The following is a 26931-nucleotide window of genomic DNA, read 5'->3' as shown; positions in this document are numbered from 1 at the left end:
GATCGTATCGCGAATATCCGCGCAGCCGGGGCTTCCTAGAAACTCTTAAGCGCAGTCGAATAGACCCGGCAAGCACCAAAAAGTCGAGTTCTGCAATTTTGCGCGATTTAGTTGCGCGATAACTTATTGGTGGCTTCATAGAGACCCCCGTCTGTCCCGGTGAAGCCGAGAAAGGCTTGTCGCTCCACAAGAATTCGGCGCGGCGGGTCGAGCCCGTCCGAGCGGATCGACCGGGGGCCGGACCGTCAGGCGGCCGGAAACAGCATCTCGACGAGGGTACCCTCGTCCTTGCGGCTGGTGATGCGGAAGCGACCGCGATTGGCCTCCACGAGCGCCTTGGTCAGCGTCAATCCGAACCCCTTCTCCTCACCCTCTACATCGGAACCGAGATCGGCCTGAAATGGTTCGAGGGCACTCGTCAGCTCATCTTCCGTCATGCCCGTGCCGGTGTCGCGCACGCGCAAGGCAATCTCTCCCCGCTCGGCGAGCGTGGTCGAGATGATCACCTGGCCGCCGGCCTCGGTCACGCGGATGGCATTTGCAAGCACGGTCAGCGTCGCCTGCCGGATCGAGCGCTCATCCGCCCTCATGGCCGGCAGATCGGGAGCGAGGCTGGTGCGCAGGACGATGCGGTCCCGCGCCGCCTTCGCCTGCTGCGTCGCGATGCAGGAGGAAACGAGATCGTTGAGGGCGAGATCGGCGAAGGAAAGCTTGCCGCGGCCGGCCTGAATCTCGGCGAGGTCGCGCAGATCGTCGATCAGCGCCGCGATCCGTCCGCCGGAGAGACGCACCTCGCGCAGATAGGCCTCCAGACGCTCGGCATCCGCTCGGTCGAAGCGGTCGGAGAGCATCATGTCGGTGAGGCTGAGGATGGCGTTGAGCGAGGGGCGGATCTCCCGGCTGACCCGTGCGAGCGCGTTGGCCTTCCAGGCGGCCTCCGCCTCTGGCTCGCCGCGCGGCGCGGGCTTGCTGACGGCTGGGACCGGAAGCGCGACGTCCTCGTCGCGGATCTCGCGCAGGCTGGCGCAGTAGCCCGGTGCGTCCTCGCCCAGCAACCGGGCGATGCGCAGGCGCAGAGCCGCCGCTCCGGTGCGCGGCGTGACGCCGTGGATCTCGCTCGCGCCCGAGCGGCGGGAATTGGTCACCGCCGTCTCGAGGGCCGGCAGGCTCTCGGGGGCGAACAGGTCGGCGAAGCGCCCGCCCACGACCTCCTTGGGATGCGCGTGGACGAGTTCGGCCGCGCTCGGATTCAGACCGACGACGCGGCCCTCGGCGTCGAGGGTGACGACACCCTCCTCAAGGCTGTCCAGCACCTTCTCCGCCCGCAGCCGCGCGGCATTGGGCGGAACGGCAGGAGGCTGCGCCGCTCCGGAGGCCGGCATTGCCCGCGCGAGGCAGATCTCGGCCGGCGCCCCCTCCCAAACGAGGCCGGCCCGATCGACCAGGAGCGCCACGGTCCCCCCCTCGGGCCGAGCGAAGGGAACAGGCCCGATGATCTCCCGCTCCCTCGGCGGAAGGCCGCGGAAGAGGTGTGCGAGACCCGCATCGCGCAGGGCCGACAAATCCGTGTAGCCGGTGAGGTCGAGGAAGGTGCGGCTGGCGAACAGCATTTCGCTCCCGCGATAGACCAGCACCCCCAGAGGCAAGCTTTCGAGCAACTCCGTGAGGGCGGCCTGCGCCCGCGTCTCGTTCTCCGCGAGCCGGGCCGGCGGCGTCGGGAACGGCATGACGGAGCTTCCCGTCGGAGATTCCGCATGCGCGGGCACCGGCGCCTGATCCTCCGCAGCCTCGTCGGGGGCAAATCGCAATCCGAGGACGCGCGCGACTTCGCGGAAGGCGGCGTGCTCGTTCACCGACAGGCTGGCGCCCGGCTCGGGCTCAGGGGCGGGCTCCGCATTCTGCGTGTCGTCGAGTGCGGGCTCCCCTTCCCCGATCGCGTCTTCGATCGCGCGTGGGCGCCGCTCGCCGAGGATGGCGAAACCGCCGAACCCGGAGAAATCGTCCGTCGTGCGGCCCGCCGGTGCACCGGAAATCTCGAGGGCGTGCTCGTAAGACCGTCCGTGCACGACGAGCGGCAGAGCGCGGAAGGTCCGGCGGGCGGAGAGCGCCTCCGTCAACGCCGCTCCCTCGATTACGCCGTCGGCGGCGAGCATCGTCCAGGAACGATTGGTCAGCGCTTCGGCAAGATCGGGATGGGTGCGCGAAACCTGCGTCAGCACGCCCTCGGCATCGCTGCGCCAGATCAGGCGGACCGGCAGATCCGCCGTTTCCGCTTCCGGCGCAGGCGTGGACCCAGCCGTCGCGGCCGCCGATTCCGCGACGGCGGGGATCGGTCGCGACGGCACCGGATCATCTTTGGCCGGCGCAGCCTCGAATGGCCGCAAGGTCGGCAAGGACCCGATCGGTGCCAGGAGGAGAACAGGAAATTCCGGCTCGATCTCCGCTCTCGCGGCGAGGGCGACCACCGGAGGCGCCACACCGCGGGGATCGAAGCGCAGGCGGACCATACGCGGCCGCCCATCGAGGGTACCGGCACGTCCGATCTGTGCGGACAACCGCAGAGTGGGCAGGATGATGCCGTCCGCGTCGGCGACACCGGCCCGCAACGACTGCGCCGCGCCGTCGGCATGGAGGATCCGCTCCGCGGCACCGTCGAGAACGAGCAGCGGTCCGCCCTCGCGGACGAGATGGGCCGTGGAAGCATCACCGCGCCACCGCGCCAACGCGGCCCGGAGGGCCGAATCGCCCACGAGAGAAGAACGCTGCGCTGCGCGGTCCGACATCCGAACCCTGGTCATGAGCCCCTTCACAGCCCTGTCGACGGTCGGTCGGGGCATGAACACATAATTCCTCTGTAACTTAACTGCCGTCGGACGTGGACACTGAAAGCCGCCGACACACGTTTATCAACGGGTAACCTTAATCGGCCCGGCAGGGGTGGCAAAAGTGTCGCCCCCGCGCTATTGTGCATTGCACATTGTGCGCCGCACAACGAGCGCTCAATGTGTGACAGAGGAGACAGACATGAGCAGCACTCCCAACTACGAAATCCCGACCGAGATGCGCGATTTCGCCGAGAAGAGCGTCGAGCAGGCTCGCAAGGCGTTCGACTCCTTCATCGGTGCCGCCCGCCGCACTGCGGACACGGTGCAGGGGTCGACGGACCTCGCCCGTAGCAACGCCACCAACATCTCGGCTCGCGGCTTCGAGTACGCTGAGCAGAACGTCAACGCCGCGTTTGACCTCGCACAGAAGCTCGTGCGCGCCCGCGACGTCCAAGAGGCGATGCAGCACCAGGCCGAATTCGTGCGCGCGCAGTTCGCGGCGATCCAGGCGCAGGCCAAGGAGTTCGGCGGTCTCGCCCAGAGCGCGTTTCAGCAGAGCGCCGAGAACGCCAAGAGCGTCATGCAGCAAGGTGCTGCGGAGGCCCGGCAGGCCTACGAGCAGGGCGTCGAGACCGCCCGCGAGAACGCCAACGACGCTCAGAAGGCGAACTCCTAACGGATCCTTCGGGCTTCGGCCCGAGCCGTCCAGACTCCGACGGCCCGCTCCAGCAGAGCGGGCCGTTCGCGTATCGTTCAGTTCCGCTCAGGCTTCTTGCCTCTTTTCCGCCGTCCGGACACCGCAAGGCTCGACGCCTCGCCAGCTCCGAGTGGGCGGCCCAGCGGAGATTTTGGACACGATGCGTTCCGTTCGCACCCTCGGCCTCGCGGCCCTCGCCGCCGTCGCGGTCGGAAGCCTCACGCCTGCACAGGCACAATATTACGACGACGGCTACGACGCGCCACCGCCGCGCGTCCGCCCTTATCGGGACGGGGGCGGTCCGCCGCCCCGCCGCGCCATGGGCCTCAATTGCGATGCCGTGCAGTCGGGCATCAGCGGCTTGCAACCGTTCTCCTGCCCACTCCCGGGCCCGCGCCCACTCGGAGCCCGCTGCTTCTGCGATATGCCGGTTTCGTTTCTCAATGGGCCGCAAACGGCGGTCGGCCGCGTCGCGCCGTAAGCTCCCTGAGCAGCGGCACTCGGCTTCGAAACGATCTGTTGCGGAAAGCCGATGGGGGACGAGAAGAGCCGCGGCGGATCTCTCCGCCGCGGCTCTTCTCAAGACTCGAATTGCTCGACTGTCAGTTGACGACGACCGTGGCGCCGACCTTCACACGGGAATAGAGGTCGGTGACGTCCTCGTTGGTCATGCGGATGCACCCTGAGGACACGGCCTGACCGATCGTGTCCGGCTCGTTGGAGCCGTGAATCCGGTACTCGGACCGGCCGATATACATCGCGCGGGCGCCGAGCGGGTTCTCGATGCCGCCGGCCATGTAGCGCGGCAGATCGGGGCGGCGGGCCAGCATCGCGGCCGGAGGCGTCCAGCCCGGCCACTCACGCTTGGCGGTGATCTTGTTCACGCCGCTCCAAGTGAAGCCCGGACGTCCCACGCCGACACCGTAGCGAACCGCCTGTCCACCGGGCAGCACGTAGTAGAGCCGCCGCTCGGCCGTCGAGACAACGATCGTGCCCGGCGCGTAGCGAGTGCTGTAGGGGACGATCTCGCGGGGGATGCGGGCGACCTGCGCCTGAGCCGCCTCGGCCTCACCGTAGCTCTGCCCGTAACCTTGGGCGCTGGAGCCGCGCTGCGCGGTGTAGGGATCGTAGACCGGCCAGCCGCCCTGCGACGACTGCTCCTGATAATAGTCGTCACTGTCGGAGCCGAACGGGTCGTAGGGCGCGGCGCTGGCGACGTTGGTCGCGAGAACACAGACGCCGACAACGCCGGCGAGAACAGATGCCAGGGTCTTCATCGCAGGTACCTACCTGTGCAGTAATCTTTGCCATTACAAGCGTGACTGTGCTTGCTCGGTTCCCTGCTGTTTACGGATTTTCCACGCCTCGGCCGTGCGGCGGCTCACATCAGCTTGGCCGTACCGCCGTGGTTACTCCCAAATCGGCCGCCAAATCGGCCACTTGGGGGTGATCGGACGCGTGCCGACACGCGGCCCCGACAAAGAAGGCGTCAAGCATCACGAAGATTACGGCCGATAAGCACGTCTCAAGCAGGCTCGATAGCCGCCGCCTGAAGAAGAAGGTCGAGGAGGCTTCAATCCTACAAGCACTCGCCGCCGGGATCATCGCCGACGGTCATCCGTCCAGTGGCAGTCTCTCGATCAGTGACATGCCCGGGATAATGATTCGTCGAAGAAGAGGGAGCACATCAGCGCTCTCGAAAACACGCTGTATTGGGAGCAGATTGAAAAGAAGCTTGTCCGCGTCGGCATCGGCGCTGCGGTCATGAGCCTGCTCGGCTCCCACCCTTCAATTCCGACCCAGGCGCCGTCGCAGCGAACGGGTCGCGGCCTGAGGATCGTTCGATACGGCGCTTCCGCCAGCCCGATCTCAACTCTTTCGCGCGGATCAGCTCACCGGCGGCGAAGGATCGCGCGCGGCCCGCTCGGCCTCGACCAGCACGTCGAAGGCGCGCCAGGGCTTCGGAATGAAGACGGCTCCTTCCGGTAGAGCCACGCCGGGCTCAGGCTCGACGCCGGACGTCACGACCAGACGGGTTCGGGGCCAGAGGGTTGCAATGGCGCGGGCGAGTTGAAGCCCGTCCATGGCCCCCGCAAGGCGGATATCGGCGAAGACCAGGGCGACCTCGCCGCCCCGCTCCTGCAGGACGCCCAGAGCATGTTCGGCACTGTCACAGCCGATCACGTGCATCTCGGTTTCTTCCAGCACGCTCTCCGCCAACTCGCGGGTGTCGCGCTCATCCTCGACCACGAGGGCGATGCGGGCGTCAGGGCGTTCGGCTTTCTCGGCCTGAGAACGTTCCGCATGATCGACGCGCCGAACCAGAGCGGCGAGATGATCAGGAATGCCTTCCGCCACGAGGTTATCGTAGCAGGAGGCGAGCGCCTGCCCGATCTGATCGAGTTTCATGCTCGGCAGCAGGGGATCATCGGCTATCCCCCGGTGCGATCGGTCTCGAAACGAGTCGTTCAAGGCGAAACGATCCTCTCTCGCGCATCCGGGCGGCAAAGGACCTCTCACGGATCGATGTCCGAAGCGCCGCACAGCACAACAAAGCGGGCAGATGCCGCTCAGTTGCGTCGAAGGGAGATTTTCACCGCCGCGGGCTTGCCGCGCGTCGGGCGGCCGCAGCCTTCGCCTTACTGAACCGCCTCGGCATCGGCGAGGGCGACGAGGCCGGCCACGCTGCGCACATCGCGGTAGCGATCGCCGCGGGTGCTCATCATCGCCTCGAACTTCTGGTGCACCTGGGCGACCGAGAGGCTCGCGGGCTTGCGGTGGCGGCCCCGGCCGGTGGTGCCGCCGAAGAAGATCGAGCGGTTGGCCCGAGCCGGGCCGGGCAACAGGGCCGCGGCGGCGGCGGTCGGCTTGTCGACCACCCGGGACAGGAAGTTCTCGGCGTCGTCCGGCCCGAGGAAGTGCGCGAGGTAGACCTCGCCCAGGGACAACTCGCGGCCGATCTTCAGGGCGATGCGCCCGGCATCGCGCTTCAGCATCTCGCCGGCCATGACGGCGGAGAGGTAGGGATCGCGGCGCAGGTCGAGGATGCGGGTGCGCTCGGCCTGATCCTGGATCGACGGCCGGTCGTTCGCGTCCGGAACGATCAGGGCAGCCTCCTTCTCGTACCCGTATCTCGGGCCGAAATCGCGGATGACGCCGAGCCAGGTGCGCTCGATGAACTGGAACAGTCCGGTCGCCGAGGAGGTCTTGGCCTGGACGGCGGTGATGAAGCTCGACTCCTTGTCGGCCACCGCCATGAGCAGAACCGGATCGGTCTGGACGGCCTGAGCCGCCTTGACGATGGTCTGCACGAGGTGGCGGCGGATCTTCATCGGGCCAAATTCGAGGATGTCGTTCGGATCGCCGGTCGACGTCTGCGAGAGCAGGAAGTCGTAGGAAACGCGGTCCACCGTGTTGGCACCGAGTTCGGTGTCGAGGTCGCCCACGGGGTGGAAGCTCGATGAGGCCGCCAGCATCGACGGAACCGGGCTCTCGGGCGCCAGCGCCTGAAGGCGCGGCTTCGGCATGGCCAGATCGGAGATCTTGGTCGAAGCCTCGGCTCGGCCGAGATCGGTGCCGGCATTGAGGAGAACCGCGCTCAGGCCTCCGGCCAGCAGGGTCATGGAGAGGATGGAGCGGACGAGCGCCGTGCGGCTGCCATGGTCGCGCCCCGTGCGGGAATTGAGGGTGATGACGTCGGAGGACGGGGTGGGACGCCCGCTCTTGCGAGGCATCGAGGTGGTACGCGGCGATCCGATCGTACGGCCCTGCATCGTTGTCGTCGCTCACTCTTCGTGATGGCGCCAGCGGCGTGTAGGCAACACTTGCGCTGCCGGATGTGGCGCAAACACGGCCGAGGTTGTGGCATCCCCAGGGCAAGCCGGGGCAATTTGCAGGCAAGCTGAGCCGTTTGGCGGGTTGTCCCCGGTGTTTTCCACCGGGATGCGGTTCACAGCGGAACGGGGATGAGAGGAGAATGGGTGACGGCCGATCCGCGTCGCCTGACGGATGGAAGGACACTCCCACCGATGCCACGCCCCGATCGCATCCTGGAGACGGCGCTCTACGTCGATGATCTGCAGAGAGCTCACGAGTTCTATGAAACCGTCATCGGCCTGGAGCGCATCCTGAAGTCGGAGACGCTCTGGGCCTACGATGTCGGTGGCCGGAATGTGCTTCTGCTCTTCAGGAGGGGGGCATCCGTGTCCCCGCAGCGCCTGCATGGCGGGTTGATCCCGGCGCATGATGGGACGGGGCCGCTGCATCTCTGCTTCGGCACGACCGAAGACGAGCTGCCCGCCTGGGAGGTGAAGTTCGACGCGAACGGCGTCGTGATCGAAGGACGCGTCTCTTGGCCGAGCGGGGCGACGAGCCTCTACTTCCGCGATCCGGACGGACACATGCTCGAACTCGCGACGCGAGGGCTCTGGCCGAATTACTGAGCGGCGGCGATCGATGCAGACAGCGGGACACGCAGCGACCGCAGCCTCCGGTCACAACCGCCGCAGCGCCACGCTCTCGATGCGATGGCTCGGCCCCTTGGCGAGGATCAAGCTGGCCCGCTGTCGCGTGGGCAGGATGTTGTCGCGCAGGTTCGGCAGGTTGATCGTGGTCCAGAGTTGGTCCGCGATCTCCAGCGCGTCGCTCTCGGTGACCTCGGCATATTTGCGGAAGTAGGAGAGTGGATCGCGGAAGGCGGTCTGGCGCAGCCGCAGGAAGCGGTTGACGTACCAGCGGTGCAGGTCGTCCTCGTGTCCGTCGAGATAGATCGAGAAGTCGAAGAAGTCGGAGACGAAGGGAATCGCGGTACCGTCCCGCGGCAGGCGAGCGGGCTGGAGGACGTTCAGACCCTCGACGATCAGGATGTCGGGAGACTCGATCACCTGCTCCTCACCGGGGACCACATCGTAGACGAGGTGGGAATAGACCGGCGCCGAGACCCGCTTGTGGCCAGCCTTGATGTCGGCAAGGAACCGCAGAAGGGCGGCGCTGTCGTAGCTCTCGGGGAACCCCTTGCGCTCCATCGCGCCCATGCGCTGCAGTTCGGCGTTGGGATGGAGGAAGCCGTCGGTCGTGATGAGATCGACCTTCGGGGTGTTGGGCCAGCGGGCGAGCAACGCCTTCAGCACCCGCGCCGTGGTCGATTTGCCGACTGCCACCGAGCCGGCGAGCCCGATGATATACGGTACTTTCGCTTCGTGCTCGGCGAGCAGGAAGCGCTGCGTCGCCTTGAACAGCCCTTGTGTCGCCGCGACGTAGAGCGAGAGCAGGCGCGAGAGCGGCAGGTAGATCGCCACGACCTCCTCGATGGAGATCGGGTCGTTGAGGGATTGTAGCCGACCGATATCCTCGGCTGTCAGCGTCAGCGGGGTGTCGGCGCGAAGCTGGGCCCATTCCTCGCGCGAAAAAATCCGGTAGGGCGAGAGGCGGCCCGGCCCCTGGCCGGTCACCGGGTTCTGGCGCTCTTCCGGTTCGATCCCGGCCGACGGGATCGGGGCGCCGATCATGTATGCCTCCGCGCCGCCTTCTCGGCGAGCCCGCTCTGGGCCGTGCGCCGGCCGAGCTCCGTCATCACATCGTCGAGCGGCACGCCGGCCGCCTTCAGCATCACGACGAGGTGGTAGAGAACGTCCGCCGCCTCCGACACGAGCGCCTTGCGGTCGCCCTGCACGGCGGCGATGGCGGCCTCGACCGCCTCCTCGCCGAGCTTCTTGGCCGCCTTGGCAGTGCCCTCGGAGAGGAGCTTTGCGGTGTAGGAAGTCTCGGGAGGCGTGCCCGCCCGGCTGTCCACGAGGGCGGCGAGGTCGTCGAGGCTGAACTTCGTCATAAGGCGCGCAAACGGAACCCGTACCATGCGGCATCGCATGATCGGATACCGGCGCTCGGGACCCTGCGCAGGCCCGGCGCCCCGGTCAAGGGGCGCGGGCATCCGCCCACCGGTTACCCGTTACGGATCGAGCCGCATCGCAAGTCCCGCGGCGGCCATGTGGCTCTTGGCCTCGCCGACGGTGTGCTGGCCGAAGTGGAAGATCGAGGCGGCGAGCACTGCACTGGCGCCGCCGTCGCGGACGCCGGCCACGAGGTCGTCGAGCCCGCCGACGCCCCCGGAGGCGATCACCGGTACCTTCACCGCGTCGGCAATGGCGCGGGTGAGCGCGAGGTCGTAGCCGGAGCGGGTTCCGTCCTTGTCCATGGAGGTGACGAGGAGTTCGCCGGCCCCGCGTTCCGATACTTTCTGGGCGAACTCCACCGCGTCGATACCGGTAGGGTTGCGGCCGCCATGCGTGAAGATCTCCCAGCGCTCGGCCTCGCCGGGAGCGGAGACGCGCTTGGCATCGATCGCCACGACGATGCACTGGTCGCCGAACTTTTCCGCCGCCTCGGCGACGAAGTCGGGATTCTTCACGGCCGCCGTGTTGATCCCGACCTTGTCCGCCCCCGCGAGCAGGAGCGTGCGGACGTCGGACACGGTGCGCACCCCGCCGCCGACGGTGAGTGGCATGAAGCAGGCCTCTGCCGTGCGGCTCACCACGTCGAGCAGGGTCCCGCGGTCCTCGTGGCTCGCGGTGATGTCGAGAAAGCAGAGTTCGTCGGCGCCGGCCGCGTCGTAGGCCTTGGCCGACTCGACCGGGTCGCCGGCATCGCGCAATTCGAGGAATTGCACGCCCTTCACGACGCGCCCGTCCTTCACGTCGAGGCAGGGGATGATGCGGGTCTTGAGCACGCGGGATGCCTTCAGGCTGACGGAACCGGCGGTCGAAGCGCAGCGATCACGCGGCGTTTCCCTTGGCGCGCGCAATCGCCGCGAGCGCCTCCTTCGGGTCGATGCGCCCATCATAGAGGGCGCGGCCGGTGATGGCGCCGGCGAGCACGGCGCAATCGGGCTCCAGCAGGCGCTCGACATCCGCCATCGAGGCGAGACCGCCCGACGCGATGACGGGGATGCTGACTGCCGCGGCCAACGCCAGCGTCATCTCGATGTTGAGGCCCTTGAGGATGCCGTCGCGGGCGATGTCGGTGTAGATGATGGCGGCGACGCCCGCATCCTCGAAGCGGCGCCCGAGTTCTTCCGCGGTCATGCTGGAGGTCTGCGCCCAACCCTCGACGGCGACGCGTCCGTCCTTGGCGTCGATGCCGACAGCGATGCGCCCCGGATGCCGCCGGGCCGCCTCGTGCACGAAGGCGGGGTCGCGGACTGCCGCCGTCCCGATGATGACCCGGCTCACGCCCTTTTCCAGCCAGCCTTCGAGGGTGCGCATCTCGCGCACGCCGCCGCCGAGCTGCACCGGAAGCGTGACACGGGCGAGGATCGCGTCGACGGCGGCCGCGTTGCGCGGTGCACCGGCGAAGGCGCCATCGAGATCGACGACGTGGAGCCAGGAGAAGCCCTGCATCTCGAAGGCTTCGGCCTGAGCCGCGGGATCGTCGTTGAAGACCTTGGCCTGGGCCATGTCGCCCTGAACGAGGCGGACGCAGCGCCCTTCCTTGAGGTCGATGGCCGGATACAGGATCACGCGTGGACTCGCCGGAAACGATGTGTCGGAAAGCGGGCGCCCTCAGGGGCGCCAGCGCAGGAAGTTGCCGAGGAGCGCGAGACCGAGGCGCTGGCTCTTCTCGGGGTGAAACTGGGTCCCGGCGATGTTGTCGCGTGCGACCATCGCCGTGACCGGGCCGCCATACTCGGCGTGAGCGACCACGTCCGCCGGCTCGGCGGCTCTCAGCGCGAAGCTGTGGACGAAGTAAGCGTGGAGCCCGCCCTCCCCGATCTCGATGTCGCGCAGCAGCGCGTGCTCGCGGTCGAGATGCAGGGTGTTCCAGCCCATATGCGGGATCTTGAGGGCCGGATCAGCCGGTTCGATCGGAGCGACGTCGCCTGGGATCCAGTTCAGGCCCGCGGTCTCCTCGTATTCGAGGCCGCGGCTCGCCATAAGCTGCATCCCGACGCAGATGCCGAGGAACGGCTTGCCCTGCCTCTTGACGGCCTCAGTCATGGCTTCAACCATACCGGGCACTGCGTCCAGTCCACGGCGGCAATCGGCGTAGGCACCGACGCCGGGCAGCACCACGCGGTCGGCCCCGGCCACTGCCTCCGGCACATCCGTGACGACGATTCGGGTGCCGTCGAGCCCGACCTCGCGGGCCGCACGCTCGAAGGCTTTGGCCGCCGAGTGGAGGTTGCCCGACCCGTAATCGATGATTGCGACGGTCTGTTCGCTCACCGTCCACCCTCGCTCGCGGGAAAGAGGCCGATCACCGCATCATCGCGGCGATGAGCCGGGCGGGTCACGGCGGTGATCGCGGCTCCTGTCGCGCCCATACCTGGAACCGACTCGGCATCGAGCCAGCGGGTAGCGGCCTTCAACTCGGCCTCCTCCTGCGAGCCCGCGATCACCGCGTCCCGGGCGGGCTTGCCGCGGCGGCCATAGGTCCAGCGGCGCAGGCTCGATGCCTCCATGCCGATCAGAAGGCTCGCCAGCCCCGTGATGATCAGCGCCGCGAAGGGCGAGAGGCCGAGCGCCCGGCCGGCGAAGGCGAGTCCGACGAGTCCCCCCAGCACGAGGAGCGCTGCGAGCCAGAGGCGGTGGCGCAGGAACCACAGCACCGTGAAGGCGAAGGCGCCCCAGGAGAAGCCGTCGCGCACGAGGTGCGCCTGCTCCAGCGCGCGGGGGTCACCGCGAACCGAACCCTCGGGAACGTGCAGCGTGTAGGTCCGCATTCTCGCTCCTCCTCAAATGGTCTCAGAGCGATCCCTTGGTGGAGGGAACGCGGCCCTCCTCACGCGGGTCGATGGCCACGGCCTTCCGCAAGCTACGGGCCAGCCCTTTGAAGACGCTCTCAGCGATGTGGTGCGCGTTCTCGCCGTAGAGGGTCTCGACGTGGAGCGTGATGCCGGCGTTCATCGCGAAAGCCTGGAAGAACTCTCGCACCAGCTCGGTGTCGAACTGACCGATCTTCTCGACGCGGAAGCTCGTGCGGAACACGAGGAACGGCCGGCCGGAAATGTCGATCGCAATGCGGCTCAGCGTCTCGTCCATCGGCAGGTGGATATCGGCGTAGCGGGCGATGCCGCGCTTGTCGCCGAGCGCCTGAGCGACCGCCTGGCCGAGCGCGATGCCGGCATCCTCGGTGGTGTGGTGCTGATCGACGTGCAGGTCGCCCTCGACCTTGATCGTGACGTCGAACAGGCCGTGCCGCGCGAACAGCTCCAGCATGTGGTCGAGGAAGCCGACGCCGGTCGAGATCTCGGCCTTGCCGGTGCCGTCGAGATCGATCGAGACGGAAACGTCGGTCTCCGCCGTGCGGCGGCTGATGCTGGCTGTACGCATCGCGTGCTGGATGTCTGATCCTGGAACGGTCGGCGGGCCTCAGCGGCCGGCCGGGCCTGCCTTGTAGTGTGGAATGACCCGTTGGGGGAAGGGTCTTGGCATTCGGCCCTGCCATGATCCGAATGTTCGTCATCCGCCGGTCATACGGCGGGGCCAGCCTGCCGCTCTCGCTCAGCCGTGAGGAGCCGCCATTGTTGTCCCGCCGTTCCGTCCTCGCTGCCAGCGCCGCGCTTCTCGCCGGCAAGGCCGGAGCCGCCGAGGGACGGTTGCGCTTCGGCGTGATCGCCGACCCGCAATATGCCGAGGCACCACCCAACCTGACGTTGGGCCGCTACTATGCCAACAGCCTCGACAAGATGCGTGCGGCCGTCGACACCCTCAATGGGGAAGACCTCCGCTTCGTCGTGACGCTGGGCGACGTCATCGACCGCGACGTGATGAGTTACGAGAAGATCCTGCCGATCTACCGGACGCTCCGACACGAGACCCGCTTTGTGCTCGGCAACCACGATTTCGATTTGGCACCTGAACACCGCGGGCAGGTGCCGGGCCTGCTTGGAATGGAGGGCCCGCATTACGACTTCACGGTCGCCGGCATCCGCTTCATCGTGCTCGACGGCAACGACGTCTCGCTCTTCGCACCTCCGCCGGACGATCCGCGCCGGATGCTCGCCGCAGAGCGGCTGGAGCAGGCCAAAGCGGCAGGGCTCGTCAACGCCAAGCCTTGGAACGGCTCGCTCAGCGACTCACAGTTCACGTGGTTGGAGGGCAGCCTGCAGGCGGCTCGGGCGGCCGGCGAACGGGTCGTGGTGCTCAACCACTATCCCGTCACGCCCGACAACCCGCACAATCTCTGGGATGCGGACCGCATCACCGGTCTCCTCGCGCGGCAGCCGCACGTCATCGCCTATTTCAACGGCCACAATCATGCGGGCAACTACGTCGAGCGCGACGGAATCCACTACGTCAACTTCCACGGCATGGTAGACACGCCCGACCACTCGGCCTTTGCCGTGGTCGAGATCTCGGGCGACCGCCTGGAGATCCGCGGATTCGGTCGCGAACCGAGCCGCTCGCTGACCCTCAAGCCCGCCTGAGGACGCCCGTGCTCCGGCGATCGGAGCTATTTCTATGCGTTTCCTCGCCGCCGCAATTCTCGTGTCGATCACGACCTCGCCCGCGCTGGCGGCTTTTCCCTGCGACGAGCTGTGGGGCGAGCGCAACGCGATCTACAAGGATGCGGGCTACTGCTTCCGCACCGAGCGCGCGATCCGCGCTTTCGGCAATGCCGGCTGCAAGTACGACGAGCTGGCCGACGTTCCCCTGTCCGCCCGCCAGCGAGCCGACATCGCTGACATCCAGCGCCAGGAGCGCGCCGCCGGCTGCGCGCGCTGATTCCGCTTGCGTCACTGTGAGCGAAGCCGTCCAGGGGCGCGGCCCGGACGGGCCAGACACCCGATTTGAAGCGGCGCCGCCTGGATGACTTCGCCTCCGCCGCGCGATGCTGATTCAGCCGTTCAGCACCCGCCCGGCCACGGCGTCGAGTTTCGCCAACAGCTCCGGATCGCGCTGGGCGGGCGCCGTCATGATCGCGCCGTCCAGCGCCCGATGCGAGCCCGCGGGGCAATCCTCGCGCTCGGCCGGGAAGTCGCGAGCAACGCGCGCGACCAGTTGCGCGGCCTTGCCGGCATTGGCGCGGGCCACCGCGACCACCGAGGCCACGTCCACGCTGTCATGGCTCGGATGCCAGCAATCGTAGTCCGTCACCATGGCGATGGTGGCATAGGTGATCTCAGCCTCGCGGGCGAGCTTAGCCTCCGGCATGTTGGTCATGCCGATGACATCGAAATTCGCGGCCTTGTAGTGCTTCGACTCGGCCATGGAGGAGAATTGCGGCCCTTCCATACAGACGTAGGTGCCGCCCTTGTGCACCGAGATGCCCTCAGCCTCCGCCGCTGCGGCGATGCGCTTCTGAAGCAGGGGCCCGACCGGGTGAGCGAAGGGCACGTGGGCAACGCAGCCATTGCCGAAGAACGAGGCCGCACGGCCGACGGTACGGTCTACGAACTGGTCGACCAGCACGAACAGGCCGGGATGCAACTCGTTGCGGAACGAGCCGCAGGCAGAGAGCGAGACGATGTCGGTCACGCCCGCGCGCTTCAGCACGTCGATATTGGCACGGTAGTTGATGCCGGTGGGCGAGAAGCGATGGCCGCGCCCATGGCGGGCCAGGAACACCACCTTGGTCTGCCCGATGCGGCCGATGCGCAGCGCGTCGGAGGGTTCGCCCCAGGGCGAGGTGATCGTCTCCTCGCGGACATCCTCCAGGCCGGGCAGGTCGTAGACGCCCGAGCCGCCAATCACGCCGAGAACCGCTGCCGTCATGCAAGAATCCCTTGTGGTGTGGCCGAAACTCTTGCGGCCCACGCCCCGCGACGTCCTCGCGGAAGCGGGCATAGGGCTCGGCTATGACGTTTTGAATGTGCGCGGATGGGCTCGTCCGGCAATGGGGAACCCTTACCGCAGCCGTCCCCCGACAGGCAAACGGGCCCGCGAGGGGCCCGTTCGTGAGGTCGTCCATCCGATCCGTGATGCGGTCAGTAGGTCTTGTGCAGCTCCGGCTGAAGGCCGTGCACCTCGCCGCCGACCTTCTTCCAGATCTGCTTCTTCACGTAATAGAGCAGTCCGGCCAGCACGATGAGGAACAGGATCACGCGAAGACCCAGCGCCTTGCGGGCCATCATGTGCGGCTCGGCCGCCCAGGCCATGAAGGCCGACACGTCGCGCGAGTACTGCTCGACCGTCTCGGGCACCACCGGCTCGCCCTTGTCGTTCTTGGCGTAGGTGATCTGCCCGTCGCTGAGCGGGTTCGGCATCGCGATCACGTGGCCGGGATAATACTTGTTGTAATAGCCGCTCTCCGGCATCGTGAAGCCCTTCGGGGCCTCCTCGTAGCCGTTCAGGAGCGCGTGGATGTAATCGACGCCCTGCTCGGCATAGCCGGTGATGGGCAGCGCGTCGAACACGAAGAGCGGAAAGCCGCGCTCGTAGGTGCGGGCCTTGGCGAGCACGGAGAAGTCCGGCGGCGCCTTGCCGCCATTGGCCGCGGCAGCCGCCTTGTCGTTCGGGAAGGGCGGCGGGAAGCGGTCGGCAGGCCGCGCCGGACGCTCCTTCTCGGCGCCGGAATCGTCGAGTTCCTTGACGCTGTAGGTCTCGGCCAAAGCCTTGACCTGCCCTTCCGTGAAGCCCGGCCCGCCCGGTTCCGCGAGGTTACGGAAGGCGACCAGCCGCATGGAGTGACAGTTGGCGCAGACTTCCTTGTAGACCTGGAAGCCACGCTGCAGCTGCGCCTGATCGAACCGGCCGAACATGCCGGCGAAGCTCCACTTCTCTCGCGGCGGATTGGTGCCGTGTCCGTCCTCGGCAACGGCTGAGCCGGCACCGAGGGAGGCCGCGAGCAGGGTCGCGGCGGCGAGGCGTGCGATGCGCATCGTTGTTCTCTCCCTCGGGCCTTAGCCGCGCTTGGCCGGTTCGGCCGCAGCACCTGCGGGCATGCCGGACCCGCTCACCTGCTTGCCCGGACCGGTCACGGTCTCGAGGATCGAACCCGGCAGACGGTCAGGCGTCTCGAACAGGCCGACCAGCGGCATGACGATGAGGAAGTGAGCGAAGTAGTAGACGGTGCAGATCCGCGAGGCGAGGACGTAGCCGCCTTCCGGAGGCTTGGCGCCGAGCCAGCCGAGCAGGATGGCGTTCACCAGGAACACCCAGAAGAACACCCGATAGACCGGGCGGTAGTTGCAGGAGCGGACCCGCGAGGTGTCGAGCCAGGGCGCGAAGGCCAGGATCAGCACCGCGCCGAACATCAGGATGACGCCGCCGAGCTTATCCGGCACCGCACGCAGGATCGCGTAGAAGGGCAGGAAGTACCATTCCGGCACGATGTGCGCGGGCGTCACCGACGGGTTGGCCGGGACGTAGTTGTCGGCGTGGCCGAGATAGTTCGGCTGGTAGAAGATGAACCAGGCGAACAGGATCATGAACACCACCACCGCAAACACGTCCTTGATGGTCGCGTAGGGGGTGAAGGGCACGGCATCCTTGCTCGACTTGATCGGGATGCCGGCCGGGTTGTTCTGACCCGTCACGTGCAGCGCCCAGACGTGCAGGACAACGACGCCGGCGATCATCCAAGGCAGCAGGAAGTGCAGCGAGAAGAAGCGGTTGATGGTCGGGTTGCCGACTGAATAGCCGCCCCAGAGCAGGCTCTGGATCGTGTCGCCGACCACCGGAATCGCTGCCAGGATGTTGGTGATGACGGTGGCGCCCCAGAAGCTCATCTGGCCCCACGGCAGGGTGTAGCCGAGGAAGGCGGTGGCCATCATCAAGAGGTAGATGATGACGCCGAGGAGGTAGAGCACCTCGCGTGGGGCCTTGTAGGACCCGTAATAGAGGTTGCGGAAGATGTGGACGTAGACCGCCACGAAGAACATTGACGCGCCGTTGGCGTGCGCGTAGCGCAGGAGCCAGCCGTAATTCACGTCGCGCATGATGTGCTCGACGCTCTCGAACGCGTTGGCCGAGCTCGGATCGTAGTGCATCGCCAGCCAGACGCCGGTGATGATCTGGATCCCGAGGAACGCGATCAGGATCGCGCCGAAGGTCCAGAAATAGTTGAGGTTACGCGGAACCGGGAAGGCGACGAAGGACGAGTGCACCAGCCCGACCAGCGGCAGCCGTGACTCGAACCACTTCGCGAGGCGGCTCTTGGGTACGTAGGTCGAGGTCGCGTGTGCGCTGCTCATCAGATTTGCCCGCTCCGGCTTCTCGTGTCCTGTTGTCAGGCGACCGCCTTGCCGCCCTCTTCGCCGATCTTGATCTTCGTATCGGTCTCGAAGGCGTAGGGCGGGATCGGCAGGTTGGTCGGCGCCGGGCCGCGGCGCACGCGCCCGACGGCGTCGAACTGCGAGCCGTGGCAAGGGCAGGACCAGCCCTCGTAATTGCCGGAATGGCCGATCGGCACGCAGCCAAGATGGGTGCAGTTGCCGTAGCTCACGAGCCACTGGTCGTGGCCCTTCTTCACCCGGGATTCGAACGAGGCCGGGTCGATCATCTCGGACAGAGGCACGGCCTTCATGTCCGTGACTTCCTTCTCCGTGAGCTTGCGCACGAAGATCAGCTTGCCGCGCCAGAACACGTTGACGATCTGGCCGTCCTGGATCGGGCTGAGGTCCACGTCGAGCGGCGCACCGGCCGCGACCGTGGCAGCGTCGGGCGCCATCGAGGCCACGAAGGGCCACGCGACCGCGCCGGCCCCCACGGCCAACCCCGCGCCGGTGGCGAGGAACAGGAAATCTCGCTTGGTGCCCTGAGGCCCTTCGTCCGCCAAGGTGCAACCCTCCCGTCAGCCGTCGCGCCGAGCCTCTCACCGCGCGTTGGGCCGGTCTCGGCCACGTGCGCCTTGGAGGCTTTCAAATTCGAAATCTGCGCAACGGCAGACACCATCGCGCCGCGGCAATCAATGCGACCGTGGGTCACCGGATTGCCGTTTTATTTCCTGCGCGGCTCTCTGACATGCCAGATGCGAACATGTCTAGACTGCCGCGCTTGATGCGCCGTGCGGCACTGCAACGATCCCCTTCGATCGTTACCGCAAGGCACCATCCTGCATGCTCAGGTCATGCAGGGGGTCGCGGCGCTCATGCTTGGCGCTCCGGCTGCGCAACCGACGCAGGAGGTCACGTGGGGCCGCAGCGCTTGCACCGCTAAAGAGCACGGGCGTAAACGACGCGTCTTGAGGAGTTTTCCGATGACCGACCGCCAGCCCGGCTTCAACACCCTCGCGATCCATGCCGGCGCGACCCCAGACCCGGCCACGGGCGCGCGGGCGACGCCGATCTATCAGACGACGAGCTTCGTCTTCGACGACGTGGACCACGCCGCCTCGCTGTTCGGGCTCCAGGCCTTCGGCAACATCTACACCCGCATCACCAACCCGACGAACGCGGTGCTGGAAGAGCGCATCGCCGCCCTCGAAGGCGGCACCGCGGCACTCGCCGTCGCCTCGGGCCACGCCGCCGAGTTCCTGACCCTCCATGCGCTGATGCAGCCGGGCGACGAGTTCATTGCCGCCAACAAGCTCTACGGCGGCTCGATCAACCAGTTCAACCACTCCTACAAGAACTTCGGCTGGCAGGTGGTCTGGGCCGACACCGACGATCCGGACTCCTTCGAACGTGCCATCACCCCGCGCACCAAGGCGATCTTCTGTGAGAGCATTGCCAATCCGGGCGGGGTCATCACCGACATCGCCGCGCTCTCGGTGATCGCCAAGCGTCACAACATCCCGCTCATCATCGACAACACGATGGCGACGCCGTACCTGATCAAGCCGTTCGAGCATGGCGCCGACATCGTCGTGCACTCGGCCACCAAGTTCCTTGGCGGCCACGGCAACTCCATCGGCGGCCTCATCGTCGATGGTGGCACCTTCCAGTGGCTGGGCGATGCGCGCTACCCGATGCTGTCGCAGCCGCGGCCGGAATATGCCGGTATGGTGCTGGCCGAGACTTTCGGGAATTTCGGCTTCGCCATCGCCGTGCGGGTGCTGTCTCTGCGCGATCTCGGCCCGGCGCTCTCGCCGTTCAACGCCTTCCTGATCCTCAACGGCATCGAGACCCTGCCGCTCAGGATGCAGCGCCATTCCGACAATGCTTTGAAAGTGGCGAACTTCCTCAACAGCCACGATCTGGTCGATTGGGTGAGCTATCCGGGCCTGGAGAGCGACCGCTACCACGCGCTGGCACAGCGCTACACGCCGAAGGGCGCGGGCGCCGTGTTCACCTTCGGCCTCAAGGGTGGCTACGAGGCCGGCGTGAAACTGGTCTCGAACCTCCAGCTCTTCAGCCACCTCGCCAATATCGGCGACACCCGCTCGCTGGTGATCCACCCGGCCTCGACCACGCACCGCCAGCTCACCGATGAGCAGAAGCGGGCGGCGGGCGCCGGCCCCGAGGTGGTGCGCCTCTCGATCGGCATCGAGGATCCGCAGGATCTCATCGACGATCTCGACGCCGCCCTGCGGGCGTGAGCCTCACACCCTGCGGGACAGCGTGAGCGCGTCCCGCAGGTCCCGAGCATCGGTGAGGAGCCGGCCCTCCTGGCGGATCCTCGCCAGCAGGGCCCGGTCGGGGAAACCGCGATAGGGCCGCACCGGAACGGTTCGGCCTGCCGGGATCGCCCCTCCGGCGGCGATGTCGCCGAGCACGCGATCCAAGAGGATGCGGCCGTGCTCGTGCAGCCTCACCGCCGCGCGGGTGGCCGTTGTGTCCGCGGGCAGCGGCACTGCTTCCTGCGCCAGGATCGCCCCGGCATCGATCGCGGGCGCGAGGCGGTGGACGGTGACGCCGAATTCGGCTCGTCCATCGGCCAGAGCGTGGATCGTCGGAACGGGGCCGCGATGGAGCGGCAGCAGGCTCGGATGGAGGTTGATCCCGCCGAGCCGCGCCTGCCCGAGCGTCGCCGCGGAAAAAATCTGGTCGAAGTGGTAGGCAACGATCAGGTCGGGCGCATGCGCTGCGAAAGCCCGGGTCACGTCCTCGCCGTTCACGTCATCGACGCGCAGGGCTGGGATTTGGAGCTGGTGGCAGAGGGCGGCGAGCGGCGTCGCCTCGGGCGTCCCGATGCTGCCGGCGAGGCGCTGGGTGAGAGGCGAGAGCGGGCGTAGCAGGTCAGGCAGCCCGAAATTGACGCCGAGATAGGGAAGGAAGCCTGGGCCGGATCGAACGAGATGGCGCCGGACCTGCCCGACCAGTCCACCGGTCGCGGGCCGCTCGACATTGGAGAGCCCGACGAAGGCGATTGCGTCCGCGTGATCCGCCACGAAGCGGCGCACCGCGCGGGCGTTCGGCAGGGCCTCCAGCGCGAACAGGGCGATCCGAGGCGAAGCCATCAGCGCCGCGGCCGGTTGCGGAAGCGGAAGCCGCGCAGACCGGCGCTGCGCACCCATTCCGGCACCAGCAGCGCGCCGCGGGCGAGCGCCGCCAGGATCGTGGGGAAGGCGATCACATCCTTGTCCTGCTCCAGCCCACGGGCGATGCGGGTGGCGGCCTCGTCCGCACTCATTTCGAGGGGGCGCCAGCCCTTGATGACGCCGCCCATCGGCGTCTTCACGTAGCCCGGCGTCACCACGCTGAGGCGCACGCCTAGCGGCTTCAGCTTCTGGCGTAGCGCAAGGCCGTGGGCGAGGAGCGCCGCCTTGGCGCCGCTATAGGCCGGCGCGTCGGGCAGGGGCGCGTAGGCCGCAAGCGACGAGATCAACGCGATCTGCCCCCGACCGCGGGCGCTCATCAGGGTCACGCAGGGCAGCATCACGTTGAGTGCCCCGATGAGGTTGATGTCCGCCGTCTCGAATGCCGTCGCCTCCGTTTCCAAACCGCCGGACGGATGGCCTCCGTTCACCGCAGCGTTGACGATCACGAGATCGAGGGGCGTCGCCGCATCGGCTTCGCGGATCCAGGCGCCGACCGCCTCCCGCTCGCGCACGTCGATCAGCCGCGTGCGGACCTCGGCGCCCTTCGCCCGGCAGCCTTGCGCCACCGCCTCCAGCCGCTCCCGATCACGGCCCGTGAGCACGAGGCTCGCACCCGTCGCCGCGTAGAAGCGCGCGAGGGCCGCGCCGATGCCGCTGGAGGCGCCGGTGATGAGGATGACGGGCAAGGATGCGTGTCTTTCCGCAAGAAGCTGGGATCTCGGCCGAAGGAACCTGGACCCGCTTCGAAGGCCGGCGGTCAATAGGCGGGCGAGAGGCTTCCGTCGCGGCCGGCCTGTTCGAGGGCGTCGCGGGCGGCGGCGAGGGAGGCGGGCGGCAACGCCGCCTCGAGGCGCGGAACGGCACCGGCCACGGCCCGCTCGATCGCCGAACGGGAGAAGAAGCCGCCATTGATCTGGGTCCGATGCATGACGACGCGGAAGAAATCCTGCATCAGGTCCGCGTCCGGCGCCTGCGGTTCGCGCCAGAACGTGTCGATGTCGCCCTGATGGGTCAGGCCCGGCATGTTGTAGACCGCCGAACCAAAGGCCAGCGTCGGCCGTCCGCGCTCAAGGGCGAGCATCCCGACGGTGGAGTTCACCAGCACGACGCCGCGGCTTCCGTCGATCAGCTTCGGTAGGTCGCCGCCGTCGATGAAGTCGAGCCTGTCGTTGCAGCCGTGGCGCTTGGCCGATTGGCGGGCCCGCTTGCGCCAGTTCATGATGCCGCTGTCGAGCGGGTGCAGCTTCACGAGGAGCCGCGTCGGCGCCTGAGAATGCTTGGCGAAGGAGGCGATCACCCGATCCATAAAGCCCTCGACGCCGAGAAAGGGCGAATGAACGCGGATCTGGTAATCGCTGTCGAGCTGGAGCGGCAGCAGGAAGTAGTCGGCGTTGATCGCCTGGTAGATCTCGTTCACCCGCGCCGCCTCGCGCCGGGTGCGGCGGCGGCGCACGAACTTCCTGATCCAGCCGGCATACTCGGCCGCGATGTGGTTCGGCCGGTGGGTGCGGAACCCCGGATAAAGGTAAGGGAAGCCGATATTGGCGATGTTGAAGCCGATATCCCACAGGCTGCGCCGGGCCATATCCCCGGTCAGCGGCATGGCCCGTCCCGGCTGCGGCAGCTTGCGGGCCAGCTCGCGGATCTCCTCCGCCCGCTTAGGGAGGGTCGAGTTGCCGTTCACACCGCCCGCCTCGCAGGTGATCCAGTAGGGCCTGATATAGCCCTCCTCGAACACGTGGATGCGCAAGCCCATCGGCTTGGCGACCAGCACCGCCGCCTGATGATAAGGGCGGCAGTCGCCGAACAGCACGATGTCGGTGACGGCGTGCGTGCGGATATAGGCTTCGAGATAAGCCTCCCAACCGTCGCGCTTGCCGCGATAGTGATCCGCGGGATGGGGCCAGAACAGCCAGTCGCCGGCCGAGAAGTTGATGCGGCGGACTCCGTGGCCGCGCTCGCGCAGGGCGCTTCCGAGCACCGAGAAGAACGGGGAGGCAATCCCCTGCAGGAAGAGGAACGTGGCGGCGCGGGGGCCTATCGTCTTGGCACGAGGCTGCGACATTCCCAGGTGCTCAATCCCTAGTCGTGAAGCGATCTGCGTTGCATCGTCCGGCTGAACGCCTCTCACGACAATCCCGCACACGACAATCGCTGCACGAGCCGACCGTGAGAATTTACAGCCTCCGTTGCCGATCCATCACGCAGCCCCTGCGACAATCGGTTGAGAGACCCTGTCGCGCCAGATTGCGGCTCCGTTGTGTCCACCCGAACATCATCCCCCGAAAAGTGCGCCCGCAATCCGGGACCGGCCGTGTCACCGGATCGGACGCTGCGGCCCACGCGTGTACTGGATGCATGGACCGGCCTGGGCCGCAGCCGGGGCTTGGGCTATGGAGCGGGCCTCGCCATGATCGACTGGCCATGATCGACCCACCATGATCGGCCTGCGCCACATCGAGCCGCGCGGGGATAACGGGCTGCCCCGCTCCTACCTGCCGCTCGGCCGAGCGGTCCGGCTTCTGCGCGTGCAGATCGAGGCGGCGACCGGAGCCTCACTCAGCTTCCGCTCGCCCGGCCCACCCGCGCTGTGGTCCGCGACCGGCAAGGCGGATGGCGGGGCGATTCTGCGAGTGGCGCCGGGTCCGCTCCTCAGCCCCTACGATTCGCCGGAGACCGGCCTTTCAAGCTTGCAGTTGCGCTACGCCGGCCGCCCCATCGGCGGAGAGCCGCCCTCCCCCGACCTCGGCGATCTTCTGCGCGCACGCGGACTTTCAGGTTCCAACCGCTTCGCTCGCTCTCTCAAGCAGGCATCGGCAAGCCTTTTTGCAGAGAGCGATCGGCCCGCACTCGCCCTGGTCGATCCGGTCACCGCCGCGTCACCGCCGTCCTTGCGGGCGTTCCTGACGCGACTGCTCGCCGAGAATCCGGGCACACACTTCGTCGCTGCCGGTCCCGACGGATGTCCGCGGGATGGGGCACCGACAGATCCGCGGCTCACCGTGATCGCGAACCCGGCCGATCCATGGGCCCTGTTTCCGCTTGCCGCGCGCATCCATGTGGCCCGCTGGGACGCAGCCTGCGAGGCGGCTCTGGCCGGCTTCGAGGCCGAGTGTCCCGATCCCGCTGCCGGCCCGCGCCCGGTGGACGAGATGGCGTTCCTGGCGCTCCGCTACGGTGCCGGTGTGCACGGCTTCGATCCGTGGACGCGACAGCTGATCCCGCTCGCGGAGGCGGTGGAGCGTGTGGCCTGGCTGCGCGACCGTTTCCTCGGCAACGACCGCCGCGTCGTGCTCGTCGGCGTCTCCGGCTGGAAGCGGGCCGCGCTCGATGTCTTCGCCACCGGGCCGGCGGGATCACCGCTCCACACCATGATCGCGGAGGAAGCGGCGACGCTCGCCCGCAGCCATGACGGCCGAGTCCAGGCCTGGGCGACCCGCTGCCCGGAGCAGCTGCCGCGCCTCTGCGCCGAGGCCGGGATTCCCTTCGCGCGAATCGAGGACGGCTTCCTGCGCTCGGTCGGGCTCGGAGCCAGCCTGGAACCGGGTGCCTCGATCGTCGTGGACGACCTCGGAATCTACTACGACCCACGGGTCGAGAGCCGGCTGGCTCGCACGCTGAAGGAGGCCGTGTTTCCGACCGGACTGACCGTCCGCGCGGCGGCCCTCCGCGAGTCGATCGTGGCGCGGCGCCTGAGCAAGTACAATGTCGGCCTGGAAGCTGTGGGCGAGGACTGGCCCACGGATCGGCGGATCGTGCTTGTGCCGGGGCAAGTCGAGGACGATGCCTCGGTGCTGACTGGGTCGCCGCAGGTGCGCGGCAATCTCGCCCTCCTGCAAGCGGCCCGTGCTCGCAACCCGGACGCCTTCCTGCTCTACAAGCCGCATCCCGATGTGGAGGCCGGTTTCCGGCCCGGCGCGATTCCGGAGGACGAGGTGCGGCGACTCGCCGACCGCGTGGTCGGCGGGTTCTCCATCGTCGACCTGCTCGACCGCTGCCACCATGTCGAGACCATGACCTCGCTGGCGGGGTTCGAGGCGCTGATCCGGGGCCTGACCGTCGCCGTCCACGGCCGCCCCTTCTATGCCGGCTGGGGGCTCACCGAGGATCTGGCGCCCGGCGCCGCGCGCGGCCGAAGGCTGTCCCTCGACGAACTGGTGGCGGGCGCGCTGATCCTCTACCCGCTCTATCTCGATCCGGTGGCGATGAAGCCCTGCACGCCCGAGCACCTGCTCGACCGGCTCAGCGAGGCCCGGGCCGCCGCGCCGCCCTCGCGGCTCGCCCTGGGCGCAGCCCGCCACGCGACGATGCGGCTGCGCTATGCCCTGATCAATCCGATCCTGCGCCGTCTGCGCGCCCGCCGCGGCGTGCGCAGCGAATCCGGCCGCTGAGACGGCATGAGCCTCACGACCACTCTCGTGCCGCTGGCAGTCTCGCTTGTCGGCGCCTTCGCCATCGAAGCGGCGGCCTCACCGCAGCGCCCGAGCCTCCGTCCGGCCGATCTGGCGATCCGTGCCGTCGGCTATGCCCTCATCACGCTGTTCTGGTTCCAGTTCTCGTGGCGACCCTGGCTCGCCGCTTCGTCGTGCCTGCTGACGCTCGCCATCCTCTCGGTGGTGGACAGGTTGAAGCGTCAGGTGATCGGCGAGCCGGTGGTGTTCAGCGACCTCGCCCTGCTCGCCCAGGTGCCGCGCCACCCGCAGCTCTACTACACCCTGCCACTCACCGACCTCCGGATCGCCGGACCTCTGCTGCTCGGCCTCGTCATGGTCGTCGCCTGGTACATCTTTGAACCGGCGGCTCTGCCGGAGGCGGCGGGAGCGTCCGCACTGGCGATCCTCGGCCTGCCGGCTGGGCTGGCGGCTCTCGTGCTCGCGGGACTGAGCCCACCCGGCCGAGCGGCGCTGCGCCGCCTCTTCCCGCGTCCCGACCTCACCCGCGACGTCGTGCGCTACGGGCTCGCCGCGACCATGATGGGCTACGCGCTGCGCCGCCTCGGCGAGGCGGATGCGCGGCCGGTGCCGGCGAGGGCCGGAGGCAACCCCGACGACGAAGTCGTCGTGGTCGTCCAGCTCGAATCCTTCCTCGATCCGGCCCGCCTCGGGGGGCCGGATCTGCCGCTGATGACGCGGATCCGGGCGCAGGCGGCGCAGTACGGTCGCCTCACGGTCCCCGCGCACGGCGCCTACACCATGCGCTCCGAGCACGCCGTGCTCACCGGCCTAGACCCCGACCATCTCGGCTTCGGCCGCTACGATCCCTACCTGGCCCGTAAGGGCGAGGAACCGACCAGCCTCGCCCGCCTCGCCCGCGCCGGCGGCTTCGCGACGGTGTTCGTGCATCCGTTCCACCGCGATTTCTTCGACCGGGCGCGGGTGTTTCAGAGACTCGGCTTCGACCGCCTCGTCATGGAAGAGGATTTCTCCGGTGCACCTCGCGTCGGCCCCTACATTGCCGATGTCGCGGTCGCCGAGCGCATTCTGGCGGAGGTTGCGCCGGCCGCGGATCACGCACCCGCGGGTCGCAGCTTCGTCTTCTCCGTCACCATGGAGAACCACGGCCCCTGGAAGAGGGGCCGGCTCGCCGGAATCGATGAACCCCTGGCGCAGTATTTCCACCACGTCGCCCATACCGGTCAGGCGGTGGAGCGGCTGATCGATGGGCTCGCCGGGCGCCGGGCGACGCTCTGCGTGTTCGGCGACCACGCACCCTCTCTGCCGGAATGCCGCCCCCCTCCGTCCGGGCCCGTCGCGACCGACTACGCCTTGTTCCGGTTCGGCCGCGGCGACGACCCGTCACCCGTTCGGATCGATCTCACCGCGGCGCAGCTCGGCTGTGTCCTGCGGGACGCCCTCGTTCCCTAACAAGCAGGATTGAGGGGATAAGCGTGGCCGTGCCACGGTGGTGACGCATTGCTGCGTGAGCCCTCGCCGGCCATCGGCGCATCGTACGCGTCACCCAAGAGTTAGGCCGGGGCCCGTGTTCAATGGATCGCAGTGATTGCGCAGCTATCGGGAAGGGGACGGACGTGAATACGCGATCCGTCCCCGC

26 protein-coding genes are annotated in these 26931 nt (G+C 67.8%); 8 read left to right on the top strand and 18 right to left on the bottom strand.

Features of this window, described 5'->3' with window-relative positions:
• Nucleotides 1-245 precede the first annotated feature (245 nt).
• Entirely contained in the window at nt 246-2783 is a 2538-nt protein-coding gene (locus FHU13_RS00550) for a PAS domain-containing sensor histidine kinase (protein ID WP_183434286.1), read from the bottom strand.
• A gap of 241 nt (nt 2784-3024) precedes the next feature.
• Here FHU13_RS00550 and FHU13_RS00545 point away from each other — a divergent pair, with 241 nt between their 5' ends.
• Both FHU13_RS00545 and FHU13_RS00540 read left to right on the top strand, forming a co-directional pair.
• Nucleotides 3025-3501, top strand: coding sequence for a phasin (locus tag FHU13_RS00545; protein ID WP_183433919.1), 477 nt, complete (start codon nt 3025-3027; stop codon nt 3499-3501).
• A 181-nt stretch (nt 3502-3682) separates the two neighbouring features.
• Nucleotides 3683-4003 (top strand): hypothetical protein, encoded by a 321-nt coding sequence (locus FHU13_RS00540; protein ID WP_183433918.1) that lies wholly within the window; start codon nt 3683-3685, stop codon nt 4001-4003.
• 121 nt (nt 4004-4124) lie between these two features.
• Here the strand turns inward: FHU13_RS00540 and FHU13_RS00535 are convergent, their stop codons facing one another.
• The 3 genes from FHU13_RS00535 to FHU13_RS00525 all read right to left on the bottom strand — a co-directional run bounded on the left by FHU13_RS00535 (nt 4125) and on the right by FHU13_RS00525 (nt 7295).
• Nucleotides 4125-4799 carry a L,D-transpeptidase gene (locus FHU13_RS00535; protein WP_183433917.1) on the bottom strand — a complete coding sequence of 225 codons (675 nt, stop codon included), beginning with the start codon at nt 4797-4799 and terminating at the stop codon, nt 4125-4127.
• A 610-nt stretch (nt 4800-5409) separates the two neighbouring features.
• Nucleotides 5410-5931, bottom strand: coding sequence for a response regulator (locus FHU13_RS00530; protein ID WP_183433916.1), 522 nt, complete (start codon nt 5929-5931; stop codon nt 5410-5412).
• 230 nt (nt 5932-6161) lie between these two features.
• Nucleotides 6162-7295 (bottom strand): transglycosylase SLT domain-containing protein, encoded by a 1134-nt coding sequence (locus tag FHU13_RS00525; protein ID WP_183433915.1) that lies wholly within the window; start codon nt 7293-7295, stop codon nt 6162-6164.
• Between the two features lie 255 nt (nt 7296-7550).
• On the opposite strand from FHU13_RS00525, the gene FHU13_RS00520 reads away from it, so the two are divergent.
• A complete protein-coding gene (locus FHU13_RS00520; protein ID WP_183433914.1) occupies nt 7551-7964 on the top strand; it encodes a VOC family protein in 414 nt (137 codons plus the stop codon).
• A gap of 51 nt (nt 7965-8015) precedes the next feature.
• Here FHU13_RS00520 and coaA read toward each other — a convergent pair whose 3' ends face one another.
• The 7 genes from coaA to hisB form a co-directional block, all read right to left on the bottom strand.
• A complete protein-coding gene (coaA, locus tag FHU13_RS00515) occupies nt 8016-9029 on the bottom strand; it encodes a type I pantothenate kinase (RefSeq protein WP_183433913.1) in 1014 nt (337 codons plus the stop codon).
• The gene (locus tag FHU13_RS00510) at nt 9026-9349 is read right to left on the bottom strand and encodes a phosphoribosyl-ATP diphosphatase (RefSeq protein ID WP_183433912.1); all 324 of its coding nucleotides are present in this window, start codon (nt 9347-9349) and stop codon (nt 9026-9028) included. The genes coaA and FHU13_RS00510 overlap by 4 nt, the downstream gene beginning before the upstream one ends.
• 120 nt (nt 9350-9469) lie before the next feature.
• Nucleotides 9470-10246, bottom strand: coding sequence for an imidazole glycerol phosphate synthase subunit HisF (gene hisF / locus FHU13_RS00505; protein WP_183433911.1), 777 nt, complete (start codon nt 10244-10246; stop codon nt 9470-9472).
• Between the two features lie 46 nt (nt 10247-10292).
• On the bottom strand, nt 10293-11036 hold the full coding sequence (gene hisA / locus FHU13_RS00500) for a 1-(5-phosphoribosyl)-5-[(5-phosphoribosylamino)methylideneamino]imidazole-4-carboxamide isomerase (protein ID WP_183433910.1): 744 nt from the start codon (nt 11034-11036) through the stop codon (nt 10293-10295).
• 42 nt (nt 11037-11078) lie between these two features.
• Nucleotides 11079-11741: an imidazole glycerol phosphate synthase subunit HisH gene (gene hisH, locus FHU13_RS00495; RefSeq protein WP_183433909.1), complete on the bottom strand. Its 663-nt coding sequence runs from the start codon at nt 11739-11741 to the stop codon at nt 11079-11081.
• Nucleotides 11738-12238 carry a DUF2628 domain-containing protein gene (locus FHU13_RS00490; RefSeq protein WP_183433908.1) on the bottom strand — a complete coding sequence of 167 codons (501 nt, stop codon included), beginning with the start codon at nt 12236-12238 and terminating at the stop codon, nt 11738-11740. Before FHU13_RS00490 ends, hisH begins: the two co-directional genes overlap by 4 nt.
• 22 nt (nt 12239-12260) lie before the next feature.
• Nucleotides 12261-12848, bottom strand: coding sequence for an imidazoleglycerol-phosphate dehydratase HisB (gene hisB, locus FHU13_RS00485; RefSeq protein ID WP_183433907.1), 588 nt, complete (start codon nt 12846-12848; stop codon nt 12261-12263).
• Nucleotides 12849-13039: 191 nt separating this feature from the next.
• Here hisB and FHU13_RS00480 point away from each other — a divergent pair, with 191 nt between their 5' ends.
• Both FHU13_RS00480 and FHU13_RS00475 read left to right on the top strand, forming a co-directional pair.
• Nucleotides 13040-13945, top strand: a complete 906-nt coding sequence (locus FHU13_RS00480) for a metallophosphoesterase (RefSeq protein ID WP_183433906.1) — start codon at nt 13040-13042, stop codon at nt 13943-13945.
• A 34-nt stretch (nt 13946-13979) separates the two neighbouring features.
• A complete protein-coding gene (locus FHU13_RS00475; RefSeq protein WP_183433905.1) occupies nt 13980-14243 on the top strand; it encodes a YARHG domain-containing protein in 264 nt (87 codons plus the stop codon).
• 114 nt (nt 14244-14357) lie between these two features.
• Here the strand turns inward: FHU13_RS00475 and FHU13_RS00470 are convergent, their stop codons facing one another.
• The 4 genes from FHU13_RS00470 to petA all read right to left on the bottom strand — a co-directional run bounded on the left by FHU13_RS00470 (nt 14358) and on the right by petA (nt 18237).
• On the bottom strand, nt 14358-15233 hold the full coding sequence (locus FHU13_RS00470; RefSeq protein ID WP_183433904.1) for an S-methyl-5'-thioadenosine phosphorylase: 876 nt from the start codon (nt 15231-15233) through the stop codon (nt 14358-14360).
• A 212-nt stretch (nt 15234-15445) separates the two neighbouring features.
• Nucleotides 15446-16339 (bottom strand): cytochrome c1, encoded by an 894-nt coding sequence (locus tag FHU13_RS00465; RefSeq protein WP_183433903.1) that lies wholly within the window; start codon nt 16337-16339, stop codon nt 15446-15448.
• Nucleotides 16340-16360: 21 nt separating this feature from the next.
• On the bottom strand, nt 16361-17653 hold the full coding sequence (locus FHU13_RS00460; protein WP_183433902.1) for a cytochrome b N-terminal domain-containing protein: 1293 nt from the start codon (nt 17651-17653) through the stop codon (nt 16361-16363).
• A 35-nt stretch (nt 17654-17688) separates the two neighbouring features.
• Nucleotides 17689-18237, bottom strand: coding sequence for a ubiquinol-cytochrome c reductase iron-sulfur subunit (gene petA, locus FHU13_RS00455; RefSeq protein ID WP_183433901.1), 549 nt, complete (start codon nt 18235-18237; stop codon nt 17689-17691).
• A 420-nt stretch (nt 18238-18657) separates the two neighbouring features.
• On the opposite strand from petA, the gene FHU13_RS00450 reads away from it, so the two are divergent.
• Nucleotides 18658-19938, top strand: coding sequence for an O-acetylhomoserine aminocarboxypropyltransferase (locus FHU13_RS00450; protein WP_183433900.1), 1281 nt, complete (start codon nt 18658-18660; stop codon nt 19936-19938).
• 3 nt (nt 19939-19941) lie between these two features.
• Here the strand turns inward: FHU13_RS00450 and FHU13_RS00445 are convergent, their stop codons facing one another.
• The 3 genes from FHU13_RS00445 to FHU13_RS00435 all read right to left on the bottom strand — a co-directional run bounded on the left by FHU13_RS00445 (nt 19942) and on the right by FHU13_RS00435 (nt 22945).
• Nucleotides 19942-20799, bottom strand: coding sequence for a methionyl-tRNA formyltransferase (locus tag FHU13_RS00445; protein WP_183433899.1), 858 nt, complete (start codon nt 20797-20799; stop codon nt 19942-19944).
• Entirely contained in the window at nt 20799-21566 is a 768-nt protein-coding gene (locus FHU13_RS00440) for an SDR family NAD(P)-dependent oxidoreductase (RefSeq protein WP_183433898.1), read from the bottom strand. The genes FHU13_RS00445 and FHU13_RS00440 overlap by 1 nt, the downstream gene beginning before the upstream one ends.
• Before the next feature lie 71 nt (nt 21567-21637).
• A complete protein-coding gene (locus FHU13_RS00435; RefSeq protein WP_183433897.1) occupies nt 21638-22945 on the bottom strand; it encodes a capsule biosynthesis protein in 1308 nt (435 codons plus the stop codon).
• Nucleotides 22946-23318: 373 nt separating this feature from the next.
• Here FHU13_RS00435 and FHU13_RS00430 point away from each other — a divergent pair, with 373 nt between their 5' ends.
• Nucleotides 23319-25271 carry a capsular biosynthesis protein gene (locus FHU13_RS00430; protein ID WP_183433896.1) on the top strand — a complete coding sequence of 651 codons (1953 nt, stop codon included), beginning with the start codon at nt 23319-23321 and terminating at the stop codon, nt 25269-25271.
• 6 nt (nt 25272-25277) lie between these two features.
• Entirely contained in the window at nt 25278-26744 is a 1467-nt protein-coding gene (locus tag FHU13_RS00425; RefSeq protein ID WP_183433895.1) for an LTA synthase family protein, read from the top strand.
• The last annotated feature ends 187 nt before the right edge of the window (nt 26745-26931 follow it).

Origin of the sequence: Methylobacterium sp. R2-1, assembly GCF_014191355.1 — a bacterium.
Classification (GTDB): domain Bacteria; phylum Pseudomonadota; class Alphaproteobacteria; order Rhizobiales; family Beijerinckiaceae; genus Methylobacterium.
The sequence above is the reverse complement of the archived record's forward strand: the minus strand, read 5'-3'. Positions and strand labels throughout refer to the sequence as shown.